The 23,790-nt window shown below is 44.8% G+C and carries 23 protein-coding genes; 4 read left to right on the forward strand and 19 right to left on the reverse strand.

Annotated features, from left to right (window positions below; genetic code table 11):
* Entirely contained in the window at positions 1 to 2,499 is a 2,499-nt protein-coding gene (locus RIH33_RS21110; RefSeq protein WP_406651519.1) for a PIG-L family deacetylase, read from the reverse strand.
* Positions 2,500 to 2,598: 99 nt separating this feature from the next.
* Positions 2,599 to 3,669: an o-succinylbenzoate synthase gene (locus RIH33_RS21115; protein WP_406651520.1), complete on the reverse strand. Its 1,071-nt coding sequence runs from the start codon at positions 3,667 to 3,669 to the stop codon at positions 2,599 to 2,601.
* 15 nt (positions 3,670 to 3,684) lie between these two features.
* Between RIH33_RS21115 and RIH33_RS21120 the strand changes: the two genes are divergently transcribed.
* Together RIH33_RS21120 and RIH33_RS21125 are read left to right on the forward strand one after the other, a co-directional pair.
* Complete coding sequence (locus RIH33_RS21120) at positions 3,685 to 4,866, forward strand: S-adenosylmethionine:tRNA ribosyltransferase-isomerase (protein WP_406651521.1); 1,182 nt, start codon at positions 3,685 to 3,687, stop codon at positions 4,864 to 4,866.
* Positions 4,867 to 4,883: 17 nt separating this feature from the next.
* Positions 4,884 to 5,804 carry a mechanosensitive ion channel family protein gene (locus tag RIH33_RS21125; protein ID WP_406651522.1) on the forward strand — a complete coding sequence of 307 codons (921 nt, stop codon included), beginning with the start codon at positions 4,884 to 4,886 and terminating at the stop codon, positions 5,802 to 5,804.
* Here RIH33_RS21125 and RIH33_RS21130 read toward each other — a convergent pair.
* Both RIH33_RS21130 and RIH33_RS21135 read right to left on the reverse strand, forming a co-directional pair.
* On the reverse strand, positions 5,788 to 6,537 hold the full coding sequence (locus RIH33_RS21130) for a DUF2490 domain-containing protein (RefSeq protein ID WP_406651523.1): 750 nt from the start codon (positions 6,535 to 6,537) through the stop codon (positions 5,788 to 5,790). The two genes, RIH33_RS21125 and RIH33_RS21130, sit on opposite strands and share 17 nt — an antisense overlap.
* A 140-nt stretch (positions 6,538 to 6,677) precedes the next feature.
* Positions 6,678 to 7,580, reverse strand: a complete 903-nt coding sequence (locus RIH33_RS21135) for a DUF3078 domain-containing protein (protein WP_406651524.1) — start codon at positions 7,578 to 7,580, stop codon at positions 6,678 to 6,680.
* A 104-nt stretch (positions 7,581 to 7,684) separates the two neighbouring features.
* Here RIH33_RS21135 and RIH33_RS21140 point away from each other — a divergent pair, with 104 nt between their 5' ends.
* Complete coding sequence (locus RIH33_RS21140; protein ID WP_406651525.1) at positions 7,685 to 8,536, forward strand: DUF3298 and DUF4163 domain-containing protein; 852 nt, start codon at positions 7,685 to 7,687, stop codon at positions 8,534 to 8,536.
* Here the strand turns inward: RIH33_RS21140 and RIH33_RS21145 are convergent.
* The 13 genes from RIH33_RS21145 to RIH33_RS21205 all read right to left on the reverse strand — a co-directional run bounded on the left by RIH33_RS21145 (position 8,533) and on the right by RIH33_RS21205 (position 20,112).
* A complete protein-coding gene (locus tag RIH33_RS21145) occupies positions 8,533 to 10,221 on the reverse strand; it encodes an AMP-binding protein (RefSeq protein WP_406651526.1) in 1,689 nt (562 codons plus the stop codon). The genes RIH33_RS21140 and RIH33_RS21145 overlap by 4 nt on opposite strands.
* 619 nt (positions 10,222 to 10,840) lie before the next feature.
* Positions 10,841 to 11,443 (reverse strand): class I SAM-dependent methyltransferase, encoded by a 603-nt coding sequence (locus RIH33_RS21150; protein WP_406651527.1) that lies wholly within the window; start codon positions 11,441 to 11,443, stop codon positions 10,841 to 10,843.
* Between the two features lie 355 nt (positions 11,444 to 11,798).
* The gene (locus tag RIH33_RS21155) at positions 11,799 to 12,692 is read right to left on the reverse strand and encodes a sugar phosphate isomerase/epimerase family protein (protein WP_406651528.1); all 894 of its coding nucleotides are present in this window, start codon (positions 12,690 to 12,692) and stop codon (positions 11,799 to 11,801) included.
* Positions 12,693 to 12,694: 2 nt separating this feature from the next.
* Complete coding sequence (locus RIH33_RS21160) at positions 12,695 to 13,243, reverse strand: GNAT family N-acetyltransferase (protein ID WP_406651529.1); 549 nt, start codon at positions 13,241 to 13,243, stop codon at positions 12,695 to 12,697.
* A gap of 118 nt (positions 13,244 to 13,361) precedes the next feature.
* Positions 13,362 to 13,832, reverse strand: a complete 471-nt coding sequence (locus tag RIH33_RS21165) for a nuclear transport factor 2 family protein (RefSeq protein ID WP_406651530.1) — start codon at positions 13,830 to 13,832, stop codon at positions 13,362 to 13,364.
* Between the two features lie 97 nt (positions 13,833 to 13,929).
* A complete protein-coding gene (locus tag RIH33_RS21170; RefSeq protein ID WP_406651531.1) occupies positions 13,930 to 14,568 on the reverse strand; it encodes a LysE family translocator in 639 nt (212 codons plus the stop codon).
* 390 nt (positions 14,569 to 14,958) lie between these two features.
* Positions 14,959 to 15,300 carry a DUF86 domain-containing protein gene (locus RIH33_RS21175; protein WP_406651532.1) on the reverse strand — a complete coding sequence of 114 codons (342 nt, stop codon included), beginning with the start codon at positions 15,298 to 15,300 and terminating at the stop codon, positions 14,959 to 14,961.
* On the reverse strand, positions 15,290 to 15,598 hold the full coding sequence (locus RIH33_RS21180; RefSeq protein WP_406651533.1) for a nucleotidyltransferase family protein: 309 nt from the start codon (positions 15,596 to 15,598) through the stop codon (positions 15,290 to 15,292). Before RIH33_RS21180 ends, RIH33_RS21175 begins: the two co-directional genes overlap by 11 nt.
* 319 nt (positions 15,599 to 15,917) lie before the next feature.
* The gene (locus RIH33_RS21185) at positions 15,918 to 16,202 is read right to left on the reverse strand and encodes an addiction module antidote protein (protein ID WP_406651534.1); all 285 of its coding nucleotides are present in this window, start codon (positions 16,200 to 16,202) and stop codon (positions 15,918 to 15,920) included.
* 645 nt (positions 16,203 to 16,847) lie between these two features.
* Entirely contained in the window at positions 16,848 to 17,588 is a 741-nt protein-coding gene (locus tag RIH33_RS21190) for an SDR family NAD(P)-dependent oxidoreductase (RefSeq protein WP_406651535.1), read from the reverse strand.
* Between the two features lie 79 nt (positions 17,589 to 17,667).
* On the reverse strand, positions 17,668 to 18,234 hold the full coding sequence (locus RIH33_RS21195) for a Crp/Fnr family transcriptional regulator (protein ID WP_406651536.1): 567 nt from the start codon (positions 18,232 to 18,234) through the stop codon (positions 17,668 to 17,670).
* 196 nt (positions 18,235 to 18,430) lie between these two features.
* Positions 18,431 to 19,003: a DUF4411 family protein gene (locus tag RIH33_RS21200; protein WP_406651537.1), complete on the reverse strand. Its 573-nt coding sequence runs from the start codon at positions 19,001 to 19,003 to the stop codon at positions 18,431 to 18,433.
* The gene (locus tag RIH33_RS21205; RefSeq protein ID WP_406658509.1) at positions 19,000 to 20,112 is read right to left on the reverse strand and encodes an ImmA/IrrE family metallo-endopeptidase; all 1,113 of its coding nucleotides are present in this window, start codon (positions 20,110 to 20,112) and stop codon (positions 19,000 to 19,002) included. Before RIH33_RS21205 ends, RIH33_RS21200 begins: the two co-directional genes overlap by 4 nt.
* A gap of 1,144 nt (positions 20,113 to 21,256) precedes the next feature.
* Here RIH33_RS21205 and RIH33_RS21210 point away from each other — a divergent pair.
* Complete coding sequence (locus tag RIH33_RS21210; protein ID WP_406651539.1) at positions 21,257 to 21,883, forward strand: 2OG-Fe(II) oxygenase; 627 nt, start codon at positions 21,257 to 21,259, stop codon at positions 21,881 to 21,883.
* 26 nt (positions 21,884 to 21,909) lie between these two features.
* Here RIH33_RS21210 and RIH33_RS21215 read toward each other — a convergent pair whose 3' ends face one another.
* Together RIH33_RS21215 and cobA are read right to left on the reverse strand one after the other, a co-directional pair.
* A complete protein-coding gene (locus RIH33_RS21215; protein ID WP_406651540.1) occupies positions 21,910 to 22,932 on the reverse strand; it encodes a formylglycine-generating enzyme family protein in 1,023 nt (340 codons plus the stop codon).
* A gap of 37 nt (positions 22,933 to 22,969) precedes the next feature.
* Positions 22,970 to 23,731: a uroporphyrinogen-III C-methyltransferase gene (gene cobA, locus RIH33_RS21220; protein WP_406651541.1), complete on the reverse strand. Its 762-nt coding sequence runs from the start codon at positions 23,729 to 23,731 to the stop codon at positions 22,970 to 22,972.
* Positions 23,732 to 23,790 lie beyond the last annotated feature (59 nt).

Consider the following 23,790-nt stretch of genomic DNA (forward strand, 5'->3'; position numbering starts at 1 on the left):
TTATTTGGGTTTATCTGCTTTTCCTAGTGATACCATGTTGATGAGGAGCCTGTAAGCGCCAGGCACCCCTGCAGGAAGCTCCCTGAAGAACGAAATACCGGTGTAGCAGTAAAAGCCCTTTCCATAAGGGGCCACCAGCAAACTGCCCTGCTTCTCTTCCTCTCCAGGATCATTCATCCCCAGCAGTGGCACAAACTCTTTGGACCACTCACCCGGGAAGTAAAGACCCCGCTCCTGGACCCACCCATCGAAATCATCAGAACTCAATTTGATCGGGGTGTTCAGTACCGGGTGCTTAGGTTTCAAAAACTTTACCGGAGCCTCCTCCACAGTCACCCGGTCACGTGAGAGACTCAGCGGAAAAGGTGCGATCTCCTGGGTAACCAACTGGTGGCTCGTATTGTACTGCACAATCATATTTCCCCCTTTTTTCACATAGTCAAAAAGCTCCTGATTCTTAAAACTTAACCATGTGAGCGTGTTGAAAGCCCGTATTCCCAAAATCACGGCATCATACCTGGCGAGGTTCACCGCACTCACATCGTCCTTGTCCAAAAGGTCAACCTGATACCCGATCTGCTCCAGGCTAAACGGTAACTCGTCACCTGCACCCATGATATATCCAATGCGCCCGGTCAGCTCACCCACATCCAGCTTCACCACTTTCACCCGTGCCTTCGGGTACAGGGTCTGCATCGGCAGGTGATCGTAGGCAATTACTTCCTTACCCAGGTCATACTTTTGGCCATCCGAAAGCTCCACCACAGCCGAGATCTGAGCCACAGATGGAGCCACGGGAGGGGTCAGCAGAAAATCAAATGACTGTTCTCCTCCCGCCTCTTCAATGGCCACCTCATAAGAACCCGGTGAGGACTTCCAGCCTTCGGGCAAGTTCAACATTACACTGCCCGAAACCCGGTCCTTCCCGGCGATGACCTTCACAGGCATCTTCTTGGGCTTATTCCCGGCGAAAATTAATGCCCTGGAATCCAGGTTAACCATCACAGGCGGCCTGATTTCCAACGGACTCCGCACCTCTCCCTTCACCGGATCTGTCGTTTTAAAAATTACAGGCACTTCGTAATCCAGAAACTGACCATCCACACTCAGTGACACTCTTGCATTCAATACCGGGGGATTTTGAGGAAGCCCGATCAATTGCTGATCACTGACGGAGTACATGCCTTCGGTAGCCTCAGTATTCAACCAGTACGGATGGGTATAAGGCGTACGCTGTGAAAGTGCAAACTGGTAGGAAAACTGATTCTTCTGATTATTTTCCAGGGGAAGGTTATAAATAAAACGTTCATCATTCTGATCCAGTGTTACAGAAGAGAGGATCAGGTCTGCTTCACTTCTGTTGATTACTTCCAGATTGACCTTGATAGAATCTCCCGGTACATAGTAGGGCCTTTCACTCGTCAACTCCAGGTAAGTGCCGGTAATGGCTAAGATGGTCTCCTTGAGCTCTGCCAGCTTCACCTCTTTCCAAAACTGATCGGGCATTTTCAAAAGGGCTTTTCGGGCATTGAGCAATTCACCGAGGATATTGGCTGGCTGCGCCGGATCAAAGTTGCGCCGGGCCTCGGCCATGAAATAAGCTACTTCCTCAGAATCCGGCACCCGCGACCAACTGGTGTTGATGCCTTCAAAAAGGGATTGCTCAGAAGCTGCTCCACCCCACTGCTCAAAATACTCAAAGTCGGCACCCCTGCTGCCAGAAGATCCAAACCCCTGGCTTTTGTGCATACTTCTACTCAATGCACTGATTTCCGTATAGGACTTCCCCAAATGCGTGTTGTACTGCCCCACATCCAGCTTCAGGTAACCCTCGTCGTTGAAAACACGACCACTTCTTCGGTACGCCCAAAGCCCTATGTTATAAAAAATCTTCGCAGGCGCCCATGGAGATACATATTGGAGCTGCTCCGGATACACCGTAGAGTCTCCACTGATCTCAAAAGCCTCCATGGCCAAAATGGCGGAAGCGGTATGATGACCGTGTGTGACGCCAGGTTCCTGACTAAATCGTGTAATAATTACGTCTGGCCTGAACTTGCGAATAGCCCAGACAAAATCGGCCAATACCTGATCCCGATCCCACACCCTGAAGGTCTCATCCGGATCTTTTGAGTATCCAAAATCATTGGCACGGGAAAAAAACTGCTCTCCCCCATCGACAGAGCGAGCAGCCAGCAGTTCCTGGGTGCGAATCACCCCCAAACTTTCCCTGATTTCAGGGCCAATAAGATTCTGACCTCCATCACCCCTGGTGGCGGCGACATAGCCCGTCCGAAAATGGGCTCCATTGGCATAGTATGCAATGAGCTGAGTATTTTCATCATCCGGGTGAGCGGCCATGTAAAGCACCGATCCCAGTGTATTGAGTTTCTCCAGGCGCTGAACGATGGCCCCTGATGAGTAGTCTCCCCGCCCCTGACCGGGCAGGATGATGGTGGAAAACAAAATGAGAAAGGCTGACGAAATTCTAATAATCATATAATGACAATTGTTTGAGTAGTACGTGTACTAAAAATCAAAGTTTGATAAACATGTTTGGTGGTAGCAGTAAAGGATAGCTGGCAGGCCCGGCACTGGCTAAAATACATTCATCCATTCTTTTTCATGGTTGTAACTGAGAAATGCACCTGTAACCTCCAGGGGTGAATCAATATTATTGTGATAAAGCTGACCGGTACCCAGCCCCTGATAACCTGAAGATGGAAACCTCCCGGCAAACTGTGCAATGGCATTCAACGAAAGATTACTCTCTAAAGCGGAAGTAAGCCACCAGCCGATTCCGAGCTGTTCTGCAATGGAAATCCACTCAAGTGTTGACCCAAAACCTCCCAGCAAAGTAGGTTTGAGTATAATATACTGTGGCCTGATGAGCTTCAAAAGCTCCTGCTTTTGAGAAAATTCATTCACCCCGATCAGCTCTTCGTCCAGTGCAATGGGTATCGGTGTGCGTTTGCACAGGAGCTGCATGGCCTCATGCTGACCCGCCATTATCGGCTGCTCAATGGAATGAATACCAAACTCCTCCAGCTGACTCAGCCTGGAGAAAACCACATCCGTAGCGAAAGCACCATTGGCATCCACTCTTATGATCAAATCAGGATCATGCGCCCTCAGAAGCCTCAATAGTGAAAGTTCCTGATCAAAGTCTATGGCACCTATTTTCATCTTGATGCATTTGAACCCGGCAGACAATTTGTCGGCTATTTGTTCCCGCATCGCTTCCCCGGCTCCCATCCAGATGAGTCCATTGATGGCAATAGCGCTTTTTCCTCTATAGAAATCATTATTGAAAATCAACCGCCTGCCACCGTTGATCAAATCCAGAAAGGCCGTCTCCAGGGCCATTTTCAAGCTGGGAAGATCGGGGGCCACCAGACGAGACACCAACCCAAAAACCTCCTCCTCAGAATCCGGCATGGACATGGATTTTAATTTTGAACCGAGCGTAGCCAGCGATTCCCGGACATCCTCTACTTTCTCAGGACTCAGGTTGCGCAGCGGCGCGGCTTCCCCCAGCCCAAACACCTCCGGATGATCCGCATCATATATTTTCAGCAGTACGATCGGGTGATCTTTCAAAATCCCTCTACTTGTACCAGCTTCAAATTTAAAATCCAAGGTGTAGTCCCTATATTCGAGCTTCAACATACCATCAAAATCAAAATGCCTTCAGAAAGTTTAGACCTGAGCAGCTTCCATTACGAACTCCCGGAAAAACACATTGCCAAATTTCCACTGGAAAACCGGTCAGACGCTAAACTTCTGGTTTATCAAAAAGGGGAAATTACACACCAAATTTTTAATAAGACCCCACAACTTCTACCAAAAAGTAGTTTTTTGGTTTTTAATGACACCAAAGTGATCCCGGCCAGGCTCATTCTCCACAAAGAGACTGGTGCCAGAATAGAAATTTTCCTGCTGGACCCGGTGAGCCCCTCCAATGTATATGAAGCAGCCATGACCAGCAAGTCCACCTGTACCTGGCATGTGATGATAGGCAATGCTAAAAAATGGAAGAACGACCAGCAGCTAAGTCTGGCGATAGGCGATCACGTACTCACAGCAGAGCGACTCAGCGAGGATCAGGTGACCTTTCACTGGACCAGTGGAGATACTTTTTCGGATATTCTTACCAAAATAGGTGAAATACCACTCCCGCCCTACCTGGGCCGGTCGGCCACTAAGGAGGACGTACCCAGATATCAGACGGTATACTCCAAAGCGGAGGGTGCCGTGGCTGCTCCCACTGCGGGGCTTCACTTCACCGACGAAATATTGGACGAGCTCAAAGCCAGAGGCATTCGGACCGACTACCTCACGCTCCACGTGTCAGCGGGTACCTTTCAGCCCATAAAAGCCAAAAGTGTGGAAGAGCATCCCATGCACCGGGAGCAGGTATTGGTCACGAAACAAAATGTTCAAAATCTGCTGGATAATGACCTGATCATATCAGTAGGCACCACGAGTATGCGAACCCTGGAGAGCCTTTTCTGGTATGGCCAGCTGCTCTCAGAAAACCCGGAGGCTGCATTTCACATTACCAAAGAGACGGCATATTCCTTTGACCATGTGATCTCCAAACAGGAAAGCCTGGAGTATGTGCTGGCCATGATGGAGCGCACCAACGCGGAGGTGCTGATTGGACATACAGAAATCTTCATTTATCCGGGCTATACATTCAGGATCTGCAAAGGTCTCATCACCAACTTTCACCTTCCGGGATCCACCCTCATACTGCTGGTCGCTGCTTTCGTGGGGAAAGACTGGAAAACCATCTATCAGGAGGCCCTTTCCAACGAGTATCGTTTTTTAAGTTATGGAGACAGCTCATTACTTCTGCCTTAAAAGCGTATTTTTAAATCATGGAAAAGACTTTCAATGAAATATGGGCCGACCTGGGGGTAGCCATCAAAAGGCTCATTGACATTTTTGGAACCTCGCTTTTCAAGCTTGGCGATAACGAAATCAGCCTGGCCACCATCCTGTATATCATTTTCTCCTTCATCGTGCTCACTTTCCTGGCCCGATATGTAAAAAAAGTACTGGTTGAAAAAATCCTGACCCGTGCCAACCTGGATGCAGGTGTGCGGGCATCTGTGGGAACCGTTACCAAATTTGCCATTATTCTCATAGGTACGGTGGTCATTATCCAATCTGCGGGTATCGACCTTACAGCACTTACACTAATCGCCGGAGCACTGGGTGTGGGCATCGGATTTGGCCTGCAAAACATCACGGACAATTTCATTTCTGGAGTCATCATTTTGTTTGAAAAACCCATCAAAGTAGGTGATCGTATTGAAGTGGGAGATGTACAGGGCAATGTCATCAGCATTTCGTTCAGAGCCACACAGGTACTTACCAATGATAACATCTCTGTGATTGTTCCAAATTCGGAGTTTATTTCCAGCCGGGTGATCAACTGGAGTCACAATGATCGTAACATCCGTTTCAAAATACCCGTGGGGGTGAGCTACAAGGAAGATCCTGAAAAAATTAAAAGCATTCTGCTCGACGTGGCGAATGCCAATCCTCATGTCCTCAAATCGCCGGAGACCACCGTCCTTTTTGATGCCTATGGCGACAGCTCACTCAATTTCTACCTGGCCGTTTGGACTGCCACACATACGGATCGACCCAGGGTACTGAAAAGTGAATTGTATTTTGAAATATTCAAGCGCTTCAAAGAAGAAAACATAGAAATACCGTTCCCTCAGCGCGACATCCACATCAAGACTCAACCGATGGTGATAGAGACATCCACACCTAAAACTTCTGGTTAGCGTACAAAGTAAGAATATTTCGCTGCACATAAGCAGAGCCGGAAGCTGCCTGCTGGTACCAGTTGATGTAGCCAAGGGACAGATCAGTCTGCTTGCCTACCCCAAATTTCAGCAGCCCGGAAATTCGGTTTTGATCAAAAATATTGTCGATCTTATCAGTACCGAACTGCACAAGTAGTTCATCAAACACGGCTATGTGCACTGGTATGGCCGCATCAGATGGAGTGAGCCGGTATTCCAGCTGCGCCTTCATCCGAAACCTGAAATGAAAAAAATATCCGTCCTGAATAACCGGAGCTCCAGATGCGGGATCCACTCCCACATTCTTGCGAATACGCTCCTCCATTAAATACCTGGAACTAAGGGTGAACCGGTCAGAAAGCCTGGATGAATGAGTCAGGTACTCATAGGGTCGCCACTCACCCTGAGTAACCTCAAACTCTGAAGCCGGATCAGAGGGCAGGAGGATAGACCATCGTGTGAAGCCCACCCCTGCGTGCCACCCGTTCTTTAGTTTACGATCGGCATCCAGTGTTAACAGCCACATGTGCTGCCTGTTGCCTTCAAAGTATCTGCGATTCTCGATGCTGGGCTTTAGCCGCCACTGATCCGAAAGTGGAATCACAGCCTGGTATTTCACCCAATACAAATTTTGATGTTCCACTGTACGTTGGGCGGATACCTGAAGTGCACACACCAGGATAAGAACTATTGAAAACAGGTGATTTTTCATATTCGGGTAGTCCTTTAATTTCAGGTGGCAAATGTAGAGTATTGCTTCACAATAGCTAAAAAAAGACCCGCCATCACAACAGGCGGGTCCCCTCTTCATACTACATCGCTTAACCGATGTTTTGAAATTTTCAATCTATTCTATTTGGCCCTCTGAGCACCGAAATTGTATGCCAGCCCCACACCAAAGACACTCTTGAATTGTACGCGGGCTTCTTCCCCTTCGTCCGTCTGGGTTTTGATGTCTTTATCATACAGCAGGTGAGTGAATAGGTTGGCCGAAAGCACTTTATTGACCTTCATCACCACGGTGGTTTGCCAGTTCACATCTATCGTTCCGAAATCCTCTATGTAATTAGAAAACAATTCCAGTCTGGTTTCAAGGTTCACGTTTTTCAATACCTCATCCTTGTACTTAATCCTCAAAAACGATCCCAGCTCAGCTCTGGTTTTGCTACCCGGATCCACGCCATATGCACCTTTATCCGCCAGGGCCTGATCATTCACAAAAGTGAACTTCCCAGTCAGGGGAATGTAATTGAGTGACAATTTAGGATTGGGCTTATAGTCCACCCCAAGACCAACAGTCAGGTATCCTGGAGTCATAAATTTAGAGATCAGACTATCTCTGCCATCTTCGGTCTGGGTAAACCCCTGATCAAACTGAGTTCTGAAGTCGAGCAATCCGCTAAAAAACCAATTGGCGTTGCCCTCCTTGATCCGATAGCCGTATTTGGTCACAAAGTTGATTTTGTCATCAGACTTTTCGAACCCCTGATTGTCCTGATTGATCATGCCGTACCCAAGGTCCAATGAATTTTCCCAGGTGCTCCTAGCCTTCTTATAATCAGCAAAAAGTCCTGTTGCCCCATTCAGCGCAACGTTCTCAGCTCCTCCGGCAGACCAGCTGTCACTCAGTGAAACCTGCGAAAAAGTGGCCGCCACAAACCCGCCGGAAACCCAGTAGGTAGTGTCTTTTACCTGTCCAAAAAGCTGTGAAGCGCAGAAGATCATGCCTGCCGTAAGTAAGATTTTAAAATTCATACGTTTTATAAGAAATTGTAAGACGATTATTACCAGTGAAAGTATTAACAAATTTAAACAGTGCTTAGCTTAGCATATTCTGTTACTTAACTGTTACAAAACAAATGAAATTTTACCTTCTGCCCGAATTTTATGGTTCAATGATGTTAAAAACACGTTCAATTTCACTCGTTGCTCTGCTAATGGGGAGCCTGGTCGCCTGCGATACCACTAAAAAACAAGCCGAAACCCCGGCAGAAGCATCAGGATATCAGCCCATCAGCTATGACTATGAAATACGGAGCTTGGAGAAGACGAGTGAAAACTGCGTACCAGAGACCTGCTCAGAGGTCACGATCAATTATCCTGTGTTTGCAGCAGGCCACGACACACACGCAGCCATTAACTCCCTATTGACTCAGGAAATCAACAGCACACTGAGCGACTACATCCTGGAGGCAGAGGGTACCGAAAGCACTGACGAGTTGAGCAAAATGTTCATGGCCAGCTATCAGGATTTCAAGGAAAATTTCCCCGAAAGCATTACCCCCTGGTACATCCGCCTGGAGGTGGAGGTAGGTAAAACAGATCGCAATTTCATTTCCCTGGTCATCAATCATTCAAGCTACACAGGTGGCGCTCAGCCCAATTCATCCATTTCCTATCTCAACATCTCCGCCGACGGAGAGAAAATAGAAGACCTGGGCTTCTTTGTCAACAGCACCGCCAAACTGCAGGACCTGGCCGAAAAGGAGTTCAGGAAAGCTAACGGTATTGCACCAGATGAGCAATTATCTGACCGGGGGTTTCTGTTTGACAATGATCAATTTAGCCTCAGCGAAGATTTTGGAGTCAGCCAATCGGGGATCGTGTTTTATTACAACCCCGATGAGATCTCCTCCGATGCGGAAGGCCCAACCCTTCTGACCATTCCCTTCAAAGAACTGGCCGGGCTGTACAAACACAAAATGCCTTAATCGTAAGTATGTACCTTGGCGTCTTCCTCTTTGATGATGCGGCGCAGGATCTTACCCACATTCGATTTTGGCAGCTCTGAGGTAAAAGACACATGCTTCGGACATTTATAACCAGTGAGGTTTTCCTTGCAAAACGTCTTGATTTCCTCCTCGGTAAGGCTGGCATCCTTCTTCACGATCACAGCCTTTACAGCCTCGGTAGATTTGGCATCAGGCACCCCGATCACCCCTACCTCCAGCACCTTCGGATGTGAGGCGATGGCATCCTCCACCTCATTGGGAAACACATTGAATCCCGATACCAGTATCATTTCTTTCTTTCTGTCCACTATTCGGAAATAACCATCAGGATCCATAGTGGCAATATCTCCGGTCTTGAAATAGCCGTTGATGAAGCACTTTTCCGTTTCTTCGGGCTTGTTCCAGTACCCCAAAAACACCTGTGGGCCTTTGGTACACAGCTCGCCTTTCTCTCCCGGTCCCACCTCGTGGCCTTCTTCATCCAGCAGCACCACGTCCGTCTCTGGCAACGGCAACCCGATGGTGCCTACCCGATTGCCTTCCCCCATAGGGTTGATACACAAGCCTGGTGAAGTCTCTGTGAGCCCATAGGCCTCGGCGATTTTCTTACCTGTGGTCTGCTCCCACTTGTCAAAAACCGCGCGCTGCAGGGCCATGCCCCCGGCCAGGGCCACTTTGATGGTGCTGTGGTCCAGTTCGCTGAACCCCGGAGTGTTCAGGAGTCCGTTGAACAGGGTATTCACCCCTGTGATGAGACTAAACGGATGTTTCTTCAGTTCCTTCACAAAACCCTTCATGTCCCGGGGGTTCGTAATCAGGATGTTCTTAGCTCCCAGTTTTGCCGGTAGCAGTGCGTGGGCATTGAGTGCGAAAATATGATAAAGCGGAAGTGCGGCAATGAAAATTTCTTCACCCTCCACCAGATTGGTTTCGGCCAACCAGGCCTCGATTTGCTGCAGGTTGGCGATCAGGTTTCTGTGGGTAAGCATGGCGCCCTTGGACACCCCGGTGGTACCGCCGGTATATTGCAGAAAAGCCAGGTCTTCAGGCTTGATCTGTGGAGCTACGAACTGATGATTGCTTCCCTGTTTGAGTGCCTCATTGAAAGTGACCGCAGTGGGGAGGTGGTAAGCGGGCACCATCTTTTTGATCCGCTTCACCACAAAATTGATCAGGATCCCTTTCAGGCCCCCTAGTAAATCACCAAGCTGGGTGACGATGACATGCTCTATCTGGGTGTCTTTTAAAACTGCCTCCAGGTTGTAGGCAAAATTGGCCAGGATCACGATGGCCTTTGCACCTGAGTCTGTAAACTGATGCTTCATCTCTGAAGCGGTATAAAGTGGATTGGTATTCACCACAGTCAGCCCGGCCTTCAGGGCTCCGTACATGGCTATGGGGTTTTGCAGCACATTGGGCAGCTGAATAGCAATCTTATCCCCTGGCTGGAGTTTCAGTACATGCTGAAGGTAAGATGCAAACTGATCACTGAGCACCCCCAATTCCTCAAAGGTGATCTGTTTACCCATATTCTCATAGGCTGGCTTGCTGCCGTACCGACTTCTCGATTCGACAAAAAGCTCCGGCAGTGAGGTGTATTTGTCCGCATCTATGGATTGGGGAACTCCTTTAGGGTAACTGGATAACCAGGGTCTGTCGCTCATTCTTTGATAAATTTTGATTTATTAGTCCAATCATTTTTGCTAAAGATAATTAGTGTATCTCAATACCGAAATAAATTATTAATTATTAAAAACAGAATAGAAGGATAAGCCACCCCCTCCATCTCAGAGATGAGAAAGCCGAAATGGAGCGATCACCCGGGAAGGAACCTGTAACGGGAAGGAAATGCCATCACCCATACAGGCTTAAAAAGGAGGCCCTTCAGCCCCCGCCGGGTAAGCGGAGACTATGGATCAATCCGAAAACCTGTGGGGAGATTGAATTAAAGATGGATGGTGAGGAAGTGATCTGAAACCTTATATACCTCAATCTAATTGATTGGCTACTTACCCTTCATTTTCTTTGCTTGCCCAAAGAAAACGAAGCAAAAGAAAGGGCACCAACGCAAAAAATCATTTTGACTCCTAGTGTTTGGTTTTTTTTTAGAAATTGTTGGAGTCAAAATGATTCACACTTGCCTTGGATGTCCCGCCCGCCTTTACGTCCTTACTTTTTCTGAATTCACAAGTGTTTTAATCAGTTTTATAAAATATAACTATATAGTGTTAACCCACACAAATATTGCTTGATCCGAGACTCCTCAGACGTAATGGAGCTAAATTAACCTTTCCTACATTTAATCAGGTAAAACGGATAATTCTCATTTACTTCCGTAATTTCGAACAAGCCTGACCCGGCAAATTCCTTTTTTATGGTTTCTTCATCGTAGAAGAACATTTTCACCCCACCAAACATCTCAAATCGATCTGTGCCGATGCGGGTACCCTCACCATAGGTCTGAGCTTGTTTAGTAATCGCCGTAAAGACCATCACACCATGGTCAGTCAGTTGGTCATAACAGGCTTTGATCAGGTTTAGCCGTTCATTTTTATCCAACAGGTGAATGAGGGCATAACAAAAAATTCCATCGTACAGATTGGTGTCAAGAGGCATTTCTGTGACGGAGCCATAAAGGATTGTCAGGTCATTCCCGAAGTGTTGTTTAGCCAGGTCAATGGCTGTTTCAGAAATCTCAATGCCGGTGACTGACATCCCTTTTTCTCTGAAAACGCCTGCATTTCGCCCGTACCCAATCCCCGGAATAAGGACGGTTTGCACGCCATTTCTTACGAAAAATTCACTCGTCAATACACTGGATTTGGCGGGTTCCCAGCCCCACATTTCCCGCTTGTCTCTAAAGGCCTCTTCCCAAAACTCAGTCATCTACCCGCTGTTTAAACACAAACCTTGTCCTCCAAAACCTCACAGCTGAAGCCTAACTGAGAAAGCGCTGTGATCACTTCTGATGGCGGTACCAATTCTCCTGCCACCCTTAAAATGGTATGCCCACAGGGATAAGGTTTTGGGGTTTCATTCAGATCCCAATGAAATATCGAGTGAGGAAAATGACTGTTCAGGTATTTGAGAGCTTTCTCTGTTTGCTTGCCTGACTGGATGTCGGTAGTAAAAACATGTATCATATGCTGCCCATGATAAAGATGAGGTAGCAATTTCACGCATTTGCAACAATATTGCAAAAACTAAGGTGATTTTAACCGGGAGCGGGCCGTTCAAATGGTCAGATATATTGTTGCAAATGCTTTTTGAAGTAATCAGCACTATCAGCCACGCTTTTCATGGGACTATGGGCATAGTTCCCGCCTTGCTCCAGGAAATAAAATTCCAGTCCGGATTTGGCCGGATCGGGAAGTATTTCCGCATAGTCAATGGCACCATTGCCAAGCTCTGTGTAATCACCGGTCACTTTATCCATGTCTTTAATGTGCCACATCACATACCTGCCGGGCTGCTGACTGATCAACTCCTTAGGGGTGTATGCCGAAGAACGCATGACCCAGTACATGTCCATTTGAAGCTTCACCAGGGAAGGGTCGGTATCCTTTAAGATGGTATCAAAGCCATTTTCGCCATTGTGGTCTGTGAATTCAAAGCCGTGGTTATGGTAGGCAAACCCAAGACCTCCGCCTGTTACCTGCTCCCCTATCACATTGAGTTTTTCAGCCATCAGCTTGTAATTATCCATCGTCCGCTGCTCTGGAGCTATCCATGGCCAGGTGATGTACTTCGTATCCAAGGCATGAGCACCTTGTATGCACTGGTCGACAAATCGCCTTAAATCCGCTTCAGGCTTGTGGAGATACGAAGAAAACCCATAATGCCCACTGGAAGCAGTGATCTCCAGATCTTCCAGCATTTTTTTGAAATCAGAAGATTGATACCCGTAGAATGTCCCCTTTTCGCCATCAAACCCAAAAGTCTCAAAATCTTCATAGCCCATAGTCTTTGCCGCTTTCAACGTGGAGAGGGCATCTCTGGTCATGTCTTCGTGGATGGTGTAGAGCTGCAGGCCCATCTTATAGCGCTGTGCCCGGTGGTTTGAAAGCCCAGACAGGGGTAAAAAAGCTGCCACCCCCAGAAGGGCTGTTTTCTCTACAAAAGTTCTTCTGTTCATCTTCAGGTCATTAATTGCGTCTCCATGGCTTCTTCGTCAAAGGCACTTTCCATATCCAATTTCCAATTTAAGAGCACCCCTGTTTCCCCAGTCATTCTAAATCGATTCTTTTCTAATACTTTATAAGAGGCGATGTTCGATTTGTCCGTCGATGCAATAATGGATTTTACTTTGGGTTCCGATTTTGCCCATTTGATAATCCCCTGGACAATTTCCGTCATAAATCCTCTATTCTGAAATTCCTCATAGGTTCCATAGCCAATTTCAATTTCTCCATCTGCATTTGGTTCGCCGATGATACATAAATCACCTACCATCTTGTTCTCAGCTTTGGAAATTGCCGTCCATAGGGTTGAGTATAAATAGTTCTTTGCTTCGTCAGCCACATTTGGAAGAATCGTCTGCTCAAACGCTTCCTTTAACTCATCGGAAATGGTTCTTGAGGTTTCCTTCAGGTTCAGTTCTTCTTCCAGAGTATTGTCACATTTAATATATTTTATTAATTGTGCGTAAGTCAAAGGTTTTAAAATTAGTCGCTCTGTTTCTATCATTTTTGTGGCCAGTCTGTCTAGTTGCACGGCTTTTATACCACCAGGAAAAAATTATTTGACCTTCTGTTACCAGGGAAATTCAGAAGAGGATTTCCTTCTGGAAAATCGGAATTCTTAATCATTCAATTGAGATATTTGTTGCCTGTCTTGCAATCATTACCCATTGATTATTTTTATACATCCAAATATCGGTGAACCGTCTCTTTTCAGTAGTTCCAGCTTTACCAGTTAAACCGGTTGGCATGACTGTTTCCAAACCCATTACTATTCCAATATTTTCAATAATTTTTATTTCGTCAATTTCCTGCTCGTAGGATGTGTAATCAATATATCCAAGTTTTAAAGCTTCCATAGCCATTTTTAAGTCGACCACAGTATTGCTTGGAGCATTCACAATTAAATCATTGGCAAGAATTTTTCTAAGTAAAGTTGAATCTTTTTCCAGAATTCCCTGAACCTGAAGTTGTTCCATTTCTCTTATTTCGTCTAGTGCAGAAGACCTGTCAGCAACCTCATTATTACAGCTTATTATTGAAAACGAAAAGAGTAAAGTAAAAATCCCGAGTTGAGCGAGTTTGGTTAATGTCATAGGTTTATCGGTTTTTTAAAATTACTGCGTACCCAGCTCTCCTCGTACAAGCGCCGCTTCATACAGTCTGTGATATGCCTGTTCTCACGTTCAAATCTCAATTATTCGTTGTTGCTAATTTGAGACCCAGCAGAACCAGCAAAGACCCTAATCCACGATCCAGCCAAAGAGATACTTTTTCGTTTTTGTTCAGATAGTTAATCAGTTTACCGCTGATTAAAATCATTGGGATTTCAATGAAAGCTGCTACCACAATGATTAGAGAGCCATGAAGAAAGAGTTGGGAGCTAACAGTTCCGGCAAAAGGTTCAACGAATTGTGGTAAGAACGCCAGAAAGAAAATAGCTACTTTGGGATTCAGCAACGAAACAAGAAAACCTTGTCTCAATGATTTATATAAGTTTTTGGTCGCTACATCATCGTCAATTTTGAAGTTATTACTGCCTTTAGAGCGAATCGATTGAATGCCAATCCAGACGAGATAAATTGCTCCGATCCATTTGACAATTGAGAACGCCAGTGCTGAGGTCATGAGAATTGCAGAAAGCCCAAGGGCTGCAAAAATCACGTGGACAAACGTTCCAATCCAAATTCCAAAGACAGAAGCAAAACCAGATCGAATTCCTCTTTTAGAAGTTTGGGATACGATAAAGATCATATCAGGCCCAGGGGAGAGGTTCAGAAGTATCGCTGCTGTAAAAAAAGTAATCCAATGAGCTAAATTATAATCAAACATAGGCTTGAAATTTTAAAGTACTTGAGTTAACAATTAAGAGGCCAGATACACTTTGGCATAATATACCTATGTGTGACACTGTGTGCCCGCACCGGCTATCCCGATAATTATCGGGAGTAGCAAAATAGTGAAATCTGCTGTGACTCACAACGCCTGCCTTTGTCGGTAGGCAGGTCAGACGGGCACTGCGGCTTTCCAGATTGTCCCGATGGAGTCGGGACTCCTAAGAGCAAAGAGAGTAAATCGCCGCTAACCGCAACTCGCTTGTTGGTCACAAGACCAACAAGGGCAAGGAGTTTGTTGGAATTCATATATAGCGAAGACGTAATTCCGCTCTGAAGAATAGGCCTTTTTCCACAGTATGAGCGTGACCCATTTTTAGAGGGGTGGTTAAGCGCTTTTCTTCATTTCTTGAATTTCCTTTTTCAATACAGGTATATCTCTTTGAATAATTCCCCATAGCATTTCTGGTTCCACGCTATCATAGGCATGTGCAATGAGGTTTCTAAGACCAATGATTTTACTGGAAGAGCTGATATTAATTTCCGGGAATTGGTCTCGGATATTTCGGACAGCTTCACCAATTATTTCCAAGTCTCTTTCTGCCGCTCTTTGAATCAGAATGTCGTCAATGAATCTGGTGAAATCACCCTCAACGCGCCGGTCTATGTTTTCAATTTCTCCAATTACACTTTCGATGTCCAGAATGTATTTAAGGAGCTTAGGCTGCATACAATTCAACTTTCGAATTGTTGATTTGGTTAATTAGAATTTCATTCTTCAATGATTTAACAGAAACCAAGTCAATTTCGATTTTCAACAAACCTTCAAGCCCAAACTTTAAATTGAAATAATTGTCTGCGTAATCCAGTAGTTCAATTGAGTTTGAAAACTCAACGAGAAGGTCTAAATCACTTTTTGAAGTCATTTGATTTCTAGCAGCCGAACCGAATAGAAATAGCCGATCAACCTTATGCTTCTTACACAAGTTGATTATTTCCGTTTTGTTATTTTCTATTAGCTGAATCATGCTTATTCAAAGATAATTCAATTCCGGGATAGTGGGGAATTCATTAATGGCAACGAATCCCAGATATGGCGCTGTGGCCTCCGAGCTTAATTACTGGTGATGAAATTAGCTTATCTCCCGCACCTGGTCAAGGGGTGCATTCTAAGCTTGCATTTGTAGGCAGGCGGTATCAGCCGGGCACTGCGGCTTTCCAGATTGTCCCGATGTTGTCGGGACTCCTAAGAGGACTTTCCTCCCGAAAGCTTTCGGGATCCCACGAAAATATCCTTACCCATGAACCCCATTCATTCATAGCATTTGTTGTGAGGCGTATTTTCGGTTATGTTGTTGGTATGTTCAAACTGCCCCCAACTGCCCGAAGAACTTTGAGAATTGTGTCAAATTGTGGTTTGGAACCCTGCGAAAGAGCTTTGTACAAACTGGGTCTGCTCAAGCCTGTTTCTTCAGCTATTTTCGACATTCCTCTAGCTTTTGCTACGTGCCCAAGGGCTGAAATAATATCTTCAGAATCGCCATCTTCCAAAACTGTATTTAGATATTCTGCAATCATTGCATCATCTTCAAGGTATTCTGCAATATCAAATTTTGTTGCTGTAGTTGTCATTTCAATTATCTTTATAGTTAGACCATAATTCCTTGGCATTTTCAATGTCCTTCTGTTGCGTTGATTTGGTGCCACCGTTCAGAAGCAACACGATTGTGCCTCCATATCCTTCAAATAGACTCGATACCCCTTAGCAAAGTGGATTCTCAGTTCGCTGATCCCTTCTCCAACTGGTTCGCAATCTCCGAAATTTCCATTGTTCTTCTATTCTTTGGATTCTGAATAGAATTTTGGCCTTCGCACGTTGGTCTTTCAGTTTCCTAAGCCACTTGTCAAATACCCCTGTCTTCTCAATAGAATACATACAATAAATGTATTCACTTGGATACATTTTAGCAAGGTTGTGCTGAAATATGCACTTAGAAGAGATGCCTCACAAATCCCAGATATGGCCATGTGGCCTCACGAGCTTATTAGTATTAATAGCGTTAAAAATAGCTTATCTGCCGCACCTGGTCAAGGAGTGTATTCCAAGCCTGCCTTTGTCGGCAGGCACATATCAGCCGGGCACTGCGGCTTTCCTGATTATCCGGATGGTTGCCGGGACTCCTAAGAGCAAAGAGGGTAAATCGCGCTAACCGCAACTCGCTTGTTGGTCACAAGACCAACAAGGGCAAGAGTGTTTGCTAGGGTTGGTTATTTCTTTTAGCAAGAAATTTCCCCTGTTTCAGGATTGCTTTCTTCACTAAAGAATTTACCAGTTGGTCCGTCTTCGCCAATCATTGCATATTTAACTATTCTTTTGGCTGCAGTTTCTACATCGCCACCATTGCCAAAAGTAAAATCAGTTGCAGTTAACCCTGGACAAACAGCATTGACTTTGAAATTGGTATCACGAAGTTCATAAGCTAAATGAATTGTATACATATTCAGCGCTGCTTTTGAGGCAGCATAGACTGCATATTTGGCATAATCGTAAGCTGGCCAGTTGGGATCACTTTGCAAGGCAAGAGAGGCTACACTCGTACTCAAGTTTACAACCCTTGGTTCATCCGACTTTCTTAGTAAATCAATAAATGCATTTGTCACTCTTGCTGTTCCTATCACATTGGTATCAAATGCTAGCTGAAATTCTTCAGGTTTAGCCTCAAGCGCCGTATAAGGATTGTTTCCTCCGTTGATGCCTGCATTGTTGATTAAGACATCCAAAATATCAGTCCTTTTCCCGATATCCTCACGGCCTTTTTGCACTGAAGATTCATCCGTTACATCCATCTGTATCGCTTCGACATTGTTCAATCCCTCTGCCTTTAATTTTTCAACAGCATTTACTCCATTTTGTACATTTCGGCTACCGATATAGACGTAAAATCCGTTTTGTAACAAGAGTTTTGCCGTTCCAAAACCTATTCCTTTGTTCGCTCCTGTAATAAGTGCTTTTTTCATTTTTGTCTCATTTTTAAATTTCTGAAACAAAGTTCGCTGGATGAAAAACAAACTGTTTTACCATATGGTAAAAAGCGGATTAGCGAATGTTTTTTCTTATTCTGCTTAAGGATTGTTGCGTAACTCCCAAAAAAGATGCTATGTAGGTCAACGGAATGCGGTTAATAAGCGAAGGATAGCTTTCCATAAATTCCAAATAGCGAGTTGTAGCATCTTGCGAAACTACCGGGCCTTTTCTGGATTTCTGGTACATGCACAATTGCACCATTTTATTTTTAATGTTATCCCATCCCACAATAATCTGCGATAGTTCATCCCAGCTTTGTTTCTGAAACACAATAAGTTTACAGTCGGTACAAGCCTGCAAATATTCAGAAGAAATGGTATTCGCCTCAAAATTGACATAGTCAACCACTAAGCTACTCTCGCTGATAAAGCAGCGGGTGGTTTCCTCACCCTTATTGTTGTAGTAGCAACCTCTAACGACACCTTCTATAACAAATCCGACTTGTCTTGGAATTTTACCTGCTTCTGAAAAATATTCGTCTTTTTTAAGGTTTAATTCATTTGCCTTACTAGCTACAAGGTTAATTTGCTGTTTGTTCAGGTTGCCAAACTGCAAAATATATTCTACAAATTCTTTCATCAATACAAGTTGGTGAAAACTAAATTTTGGTGATTTATCATTTGGTAAAAAGTGTCGGTTTCAATGTCCGCTAACCAACTATCATCTGTAATCCGGACTTTTCATCCCGATCCTATCGGGACTATAAAAGTAACTCATCGTACTGGCCTTTGCAGCTCCGTGAGCTTATGGATGATAGTGCTTGTTGTAGGGCGTATTATTCTATTTTAAGATCGATCCCTGAATATTCTTTTAATATTTCAGGAAGTGTCTGTTGCCGTATTCCAAGTTGCTTACAGATTGCTGGAATTTTCTTAAATGCTTTATTGTCGTTGCTAACTTCTGATTCCTCAGTAATAATGCGAATGTCCAAGTCTTTATTTTCATGAATACGATTTAAAGTATAGATGATCATACGCATGTCAGCGGACTTCAGGAACTCAGATTTTTGAACTTCAAATTGGGCCGGTGTTAGCAATTTGGCTCTAGGTGTGGTGAAATTGTTCTCAACTTGATTGAGAAATCTTGTTGGTGCTGGAGCCAGCATATCTTCTGTCCGTACTGGCAATTTAAATTCTTTAAGGAACTCTTTATCGGTTAGAAAGTCGAGTTCTGTAACTACCAAACCCTTTGACGTTCCTTTACACTCATTCAAGATTTCATCAAGTATAATTATTTCGCCATTCGATATCTTTTCTTTGAAAAAAGAATACATCCGCTGGTTTGTGTCAAAATGACCATAGTATCGAACCAAGGCCAAAAGCGAGCTTGTATCGATAACTGCAATCATTGAATGTACTCTTCTAATTTTTCAGGTTTGATATTTAACCTTTTACTTACTTCATATTCACTCAATATTCCCTCATAAAAAGCCGTCTGTATGGTTGATATGAATAGAGGAGAGGAAATTGGTTTTGCGACTGAGCCTCTTTGTTTAATTCCTTGCTCTTTTAGTAATTCTTTTTCTCTTTCTTTTTCAAGCTGCTTAATCCTGTATCTTTCATCGTAATCTGCCCTTACTTTGGCATAATTACCTCGACTTATCAGGTTTTTATAGAGCAATCTCGTGAAGATGGCCAGTTCGCTCAAATGAGTATTTCTTGATACTTCTTCTACGATTTCAATGTTATAATCATTCTGTGAATTTGAAGGTTCAAGAGCATCAAGTGTCTTAAGATACTCTCCTGAAAGAAATGAAAAGGCAAATTCATTACACCATCTTTCAATAATAGAAATGTTTCTATTAGCCATTTCTTGATAGTCAATCTTCTCAATTTCTTCTTCATCAAGAAGATAATGACCAAGTTCGTGAGCGAGCGTAAAAATCTCTCGTCTAAAAGACTGATGTCTTTTCAGGACGATGACATTAGGCTTAAGATAAAACCCGTCAATATTAGCCTTCTCTTTTTTATTGTGAGTTTCTACAAATTCAAAGACCAGGATATTGTGTTCTGAAAGCTTTGAGATAAGAGATTTAAGAAAATCTCTCCTTTTGTCTGTGAAATTTGGATATAATAATTCTCGAACTTGAGTAGCTGATTGCTCTGGATTATCATTGATAGAAAACTTCTTAATATCTCTTCGGAATTCAATTTCTGACAAAGTTGCAATTGCTTCAAGCGAAATCTTCAGTTCTTCAAATTTGTTCACGATCTGAATCGCTCCAAGACTTAATTCATCTGTGGCAAAATTTGACTTTCTAAAAAAGATGCTCTCTTCCTTTGCTAATTCAGGTGATTTCGGATCTAGATAATAGTGTAGCCCCTTTCCAAAAAGCTTATCAATCCGCTTGAGATAATTGACCTTGATTTCGTTTGAGAAAATATCAGTTTCAACTATTGGCTTTTTTAGGCCTTGATTGATTTGTTTGAGCAGTTCACTCCCTGTCATGCGATACATTCGCATTAGATGCTTTAATCGTGATATGTTTTGTTCGACTTTCAAGAATGTTGACAGAGACTTTAAGCAAAGATAGAATTTAGAGCATAAGTTCCTATTATCTAGGAAAATGCCCTACAACGACTAGCTAGCGATTGTATGCCCGCCAGCTGCTAAAGGAAGCAAAATAGTGAAATCAGCCGGTGCTTCCAAAGTATCAGATAACCACTGCGTTTAGAAAGAGAAAAAACCTGCGAACTGAAGTCAATAGAATGCACTTTCATTTCCTAGCGGCTGATTCACGGTCGAGTTGCACGACACTGGCAGAATACTAAGTTGGCATATAATAGCTAGCGCTTGTTGGGAGGTCGTTTTATATAATCCAGGAGATTCCAAGCGCAATTATTGGTAAAATTGAGTAGGCAACATCATAGATAGAGGTTTCCTCGTCCATTGTTGAAAGAGAGTAATATTTACAAGGCCGTTCGAATTTCGAATAAGAAAGATCGTTTAAGGGTACAAGTAAAATGATAATTACTATTAAAAAAATTCCAGATTTTCTAAGTGCATAGTTGATAGGGTTGTCAAATATGAAAGGAGAAATTACTAACAATACACTGATTGAAAATGCCAAAATAAGCGAAAAAATAACGTGATGTTTTCTTTCAGATAGAGTTGTCGTTCCGATAATTAACGTGAAGAAAGTTAGACAAAAATATGACTCAGCGAAATAGTTCTCCTGTTCACCCATGAGCCATTTCATAAGGGATTCATAAAAGCCGAGTTCGATGTTTTGAAGATAGACGAATTGAGTTGTTATGACGATAAGACAAATTCCAATAACAATAATTGATAGAATTGATAGCTTCTGTTTTTCCTTCATTAAGCTTAATATTTTGAAACAGCCAATGCCTCCCAACAACCGAATATCAACCACCATTGGCTCTTACTCGCCTGTAACGTTACCAAATGTAGTAGTAAATCCTGAACAAACCATTGTCGGCTATAGGGAGATATAATTGCTTGAAGTCCCTCTAATGCACCCGGGCTTTCCTGAGTCACCGCACGCCTTGCTGACCTGACCAGAAAAGGCATTTCCCCCTGAAAAATACTTCACCAACTCTCCTTCCTTTCCGCTAGCTTCGCGGCACTTTACATATCGCACATGACCAACGACCTGGTGCTCACCCAAGAGGAAGCACGATTTGAAACGCTTATTCAAGGTTTACTCACCGAGGGTCATGGTACATGCCCTGATTTCATAGATCCCCTCACCGCAAACGGCCTCCGGAGCAATCTCCTCCAACACAAACAGAATGGTGACATGCGGCCAGCCGGGGTCTCCCGGCAGTTTGATTACCAGCGAAACGCCGAAGTGCGTGGCGATGTGATCAGGTGGATCGAAAATGACACCACCGACGTATTCGAACTGCTGGTGCTCTCCAAGATTCAGGCATTCATCACCTACCTGAACCGCACCTGCTATACTTCCATCAATGACTTTGAGTTTCACTATGCCTACTACGAGCAGGGCAGCTTCTACAAGCGGCATCTGGACCAGTTTAAAAGTGACAAAGGCCGTAAATACTCCCTGGTGATGTACCTCAATGAAGACTGGCTGGATAGTGATGGTGGTAAACTGTCGCTGTACCATCCGGATGGCACGCAAGAAGACGTTACTCCTACTGGTGGCAGAGCTGTATTCTTTGAGAGTGATAAGGTAGAGCATGAAGTGCACCCCTCACTGAACCGCTACCGGCTGAGTATCGCCGGCTGGCTCAAGCAGGTCTGAGAATCCCGGACTTAACGTTTTATTCCCTATTTCACATCCTGCACACAGCGAAAGCCTGTGTGATTGAAGCCTGAGTCTTTGCTGGAGCTCATCCTTCTGGACACCCGATAGCCGCTGCAGTAGCTGTCGTTGCATAAGAAAGATCCACCACGGATCAGGTGCTTGGGGGTATAGGGATCTCGTGGGTCATAGTATTGAGGGGAGCCTGTGGGATCATCCACCACTCCTTTTCGCTGATAGCTCTCATAGGCACGGGCATCGTATTTGTCCTGGCACCACTCCCATACATTCCCCGCCATATCGTACAGCCCAAACCCATTTGGGGGGAAGGACTTCACCGGAGCGGTGGTCTCAAAGCCATCCAACACATAATTTTGATAGGGAAACTTACCCTGCCAGAAGTTGGCTTTGTCTGAGGCAGTTTCAGCCGACTCATTTCCCCACGGGTATTTGATGTCCTTGCGTCCGCCCATGGAGGCCCACTCCCACTCTGCTTCTGTGGGCAGTCGCTTGCCAGCCCATTGGGCATAAGCCACTGCGTCATCCCAGGCCACATTCACCACAGGATGGTTCATTCGCTCTGCGATGCTACTTTCGGGCCCCTCCGGATGGCGCCAGTTGGCACCAATGGTCCACACCCACCACTGAGAATAATCGGAGAGATCTACTTCACTGCTGGTTGGCTGAAATACCAGCGCTCCCGCCTGCAGTACGGAGTCCGGAGGCTCGGGGGTACCCTCAGGTACCTGAGTTTTCATCTCTTCCCAGTCAATGTCCCGCTCGGCTATGGTCACATAGCCCGTAGCTTCTACAAATTTCGTGAATTGGGCATTGGTGACTTCCGTGGCATCGATATAAAAGGCAGAAACTGAGACCTCATGACTCGGAAATTCATCCTGATAAGCCTCACTGGATTTTGCACCCATACTAAAAGTCCCGCCAGGGATATAAACCATGCCTTCCGGAGCCTCTACTTTTTCACGACCTTGATCGCCCTGTGAACAACCTGCTGCCAACAGGCAAATCATGCCAAACTTTAATAACCTCATGCGCCAAAGATTATCAAAAATGGGTTAACCAGGAAATCTAAAGGCCAGTATGATCAGAATCAATGCCATGCAGACACAGGTCAAACTCCCGCCCCAATTTCACCACCTCACCGATCACGATGATGGCCGGAGAACTGATGCCCGAATCGGCTACTTGCCGGCCGATGGTCGATATGGTGCCAAAAACAGACCGTTCATCGGGTCGGCTGCCATTCTGTATGATCCCGATGGCTTCCTCTGATCCCCTGGCATTTCGGAAAACATCTATAATCTGAGGCAATTGCTTCATCCCCATCAGGATAACAATGGTGGCTGAGGACTGAGCTGCCAGGTAAACATCCCGGGACAATTCCAGGTTGGAAGTGGTGCCCGTAATCACCCAAAAGCTTTCATTCACTCCGCGTTTGGTCAAAGGAATCTCACTCAATGCCGGTACGGAAAGGGCGCTGCTGATCCCGGGAATGACTTCCACATCTATGCCATGCGCCCGGGCATGTTCCAGCTCTTCATGCCCACGGCCAAAAACAAACGGATCACCCCCTTTTAACCGCACCACTGTCTGGTAGCGTTTGGCATTGTCCACGATCATATCATTGATATAGATCTGCTGGTACTGATGAATTCCGGGCTTCTTTCCTACGTAGACCAACTCACAGTCTGGCCGGCAATGCTTAAGTAGTTCCTTATTCACCAGCGCATCATACAGTACCACATCAGCTTTCTGAAGTCCTCTGATGGCTTTCAGGGTGATTAATTCGGGATCTCCGGGACCGGCGCCTATTAATAATAGCTTTGACATACTTAAATTCTTTTCGTAAAAATACGTAATTTATTTGTTATAAATCAAGTAATATTACG

The sequence above is a fragment of the Marinoscillum sp. genome (genome assembly GCF_040222955.1).
GTDB lineage: Bacteria > Bacteroidota > Bacteroidia > Cytophagales > Cyclobacteriaceae > Marinoscillum.

Excerpts from the sequence above, each read along its gene's own strand:
- RIH33_RS21110 (WP_406651519.1), bottom strand. The coding sequence starts at position 2,499 with ATGATTATTAGAATTTCGTCAGCCTTTCTCATTTTGTTTTCCACCATC.
- RIH33_RS21115 (WP_406651520.1), bottom strand. The coding sequence starts at position 3,669 with ATGTTGAAGCTCGAATATAGGGACTACACCTTGGATTTTAAATTTGAA.
- RIH33_RS21120 (WP_406651521.1), top strand. The coding sequence starts at position 3,685 with ATGCCTTCAGAAAGTTTAGACCTGAGCAGCTTCCATTACGAACTCCCG.
- RIH33_RS21125 (WP_406651522.1), top strand. The coding sequence starts at position 4,884 with ATGGAAAAGACTTTCAATGAAATATGGGCCGACCTGGGGGTAGCCATC.
- RIH33_RS21130 (WP_406651523.1), bottom strand. The coding sequence starts at position 6,537 with ATGAAAAATCACCTGTTTTCAATAGTTCTTATCCTGGTGTGTGCACTT.
- RIH33_RS21135 (WP_406651524.1), bottom strand. The coding sequence starts at position 7,580 with ATGAATTTTAAAATCTTACTTACGGCAGGCATGATCTTCTGCGCTTCA.
- RIH33_RS21140 (WP_406651525.1), top strand. The coding sequence starts at position 7,685 with ATGAAATTTTACCTTCTGCCCGAATTTTATGGTTCAATGATGTTAAAA.
- RIH33_RS21145 (WP_406651526.1), bottom strand. The coding sequence starts at position 10,221 with ATGAGCGACAGACCCTGGTTATCCAGTTACCCTAAAGGAGTTCCCCAA.
- RIH33_RS21150 (WP_406651527.1), bottom strand. The coding sequence starts at position 11,443 with ATGACTGAGTTTTGGGAAGAGGCCTTTAGAGACAAGCGGGAAATGTGG.
- RIH33_RS21155 (WP_406651528.1), bottom strand. The coding sequence starts at position 12,692 with ATGAACAGAAGAACTTTTGTAGAGAAAACAGCCCTTCTGGGGGTGGCA.
- RIH33_RS21160 (WP_406651529.1), bottom strand. The coding sequence starts at position 13,243 with ATGATAGAAACAGAGCGACTAATTTTAAAACCTTTGACTTACGCACAA.
- RIH33_RS21165 (WP_406651530.1), bottom strand. The coding sequence starts at position 13,832 with ATGACATTAACCAAACTCGCTCAACTCGGGATTTTTACTTTACTCTTT.
- RIH33_RS21170 (WP_406651531.1), bottom strand. The coding sequence starts at position 14,568 with ATGTTTGATTATAATTTAGCTCATTGGATTACTTTTTTTACAGCAGCG.
- RIH33_RS21175 (WP_406651532.1), bottom strand. The coding sequence starts at position 15,300 with ATGCAGCCTAAGCTCCTTAAATACATTCTGGACATCGAAAGTGTAATT.
- RIH33_RS21180 (WP_406651533.1), bottom strand. The coding sequence starts at position 15,598 with ATGATTCAGCTAATAGAAAATAACAAAACGGAAATAATCAACTTGTGT.
- RIH33_RS21185 (WP_406651534.1), bottom strand. The coding sequence starts at position 16,202 with ATGACAACTACAGCAACAAAATTTGATATTGCAGAATACCTTGAAGAT.
- RIH33_RS21190 (WP_406651535.1), bottom strand. The coding sequence starts at position 17,588 with ATGAAAAAAGCACTTATTACAGGAGCGAACAAAGGAATAGGTTTTGGA.
- RIH33_RS21195 (WP_406651536.1), bottom strand. The coding sequence starts at position 18,234 with ATGAAAGAATTTGTAGAATATATTTTGCAGTTTGGCAACCTGAACAAA.
- RIH33_RS21200 (WP_406651537.1), bottom strand. The coding sequence starts at position 19,003 with ATGATTGCAGTTATCGATACAAGCTCGCTTTTGGCCTTGGTTCGATAC.
- RIH33_RS21205 (WP_406658509.1), bottom strand. The coding sequence starts at position 20,112 with ATGTATCGCATGACAGGGAGTGAACTGCTCAAACAAATCAATCAAGGC.
- RIH33_RS21210 (WP_406651539.1), top strand. The coding sequence starts at position 21,257 with ATGACCAACGACCTGGTGCTCACCCAAGAGGAAGCACGATTTGAAACG.
- RIH33_RS21215 (WP_406651540.1), bottom strand. The coding sequence starts at position 22,932 with ATGAGGTTATTAAAGTTTGGCATGATTTGCCTGTTGGCAGCAGGTTGT.
- cobA (WP_406651541.1), bottom strand. The coding sequence starts at position 23,731 with ATGTCAAAGCTATTATTAATAGGCGCCGGTCCCGGAGATCCCGAATTA.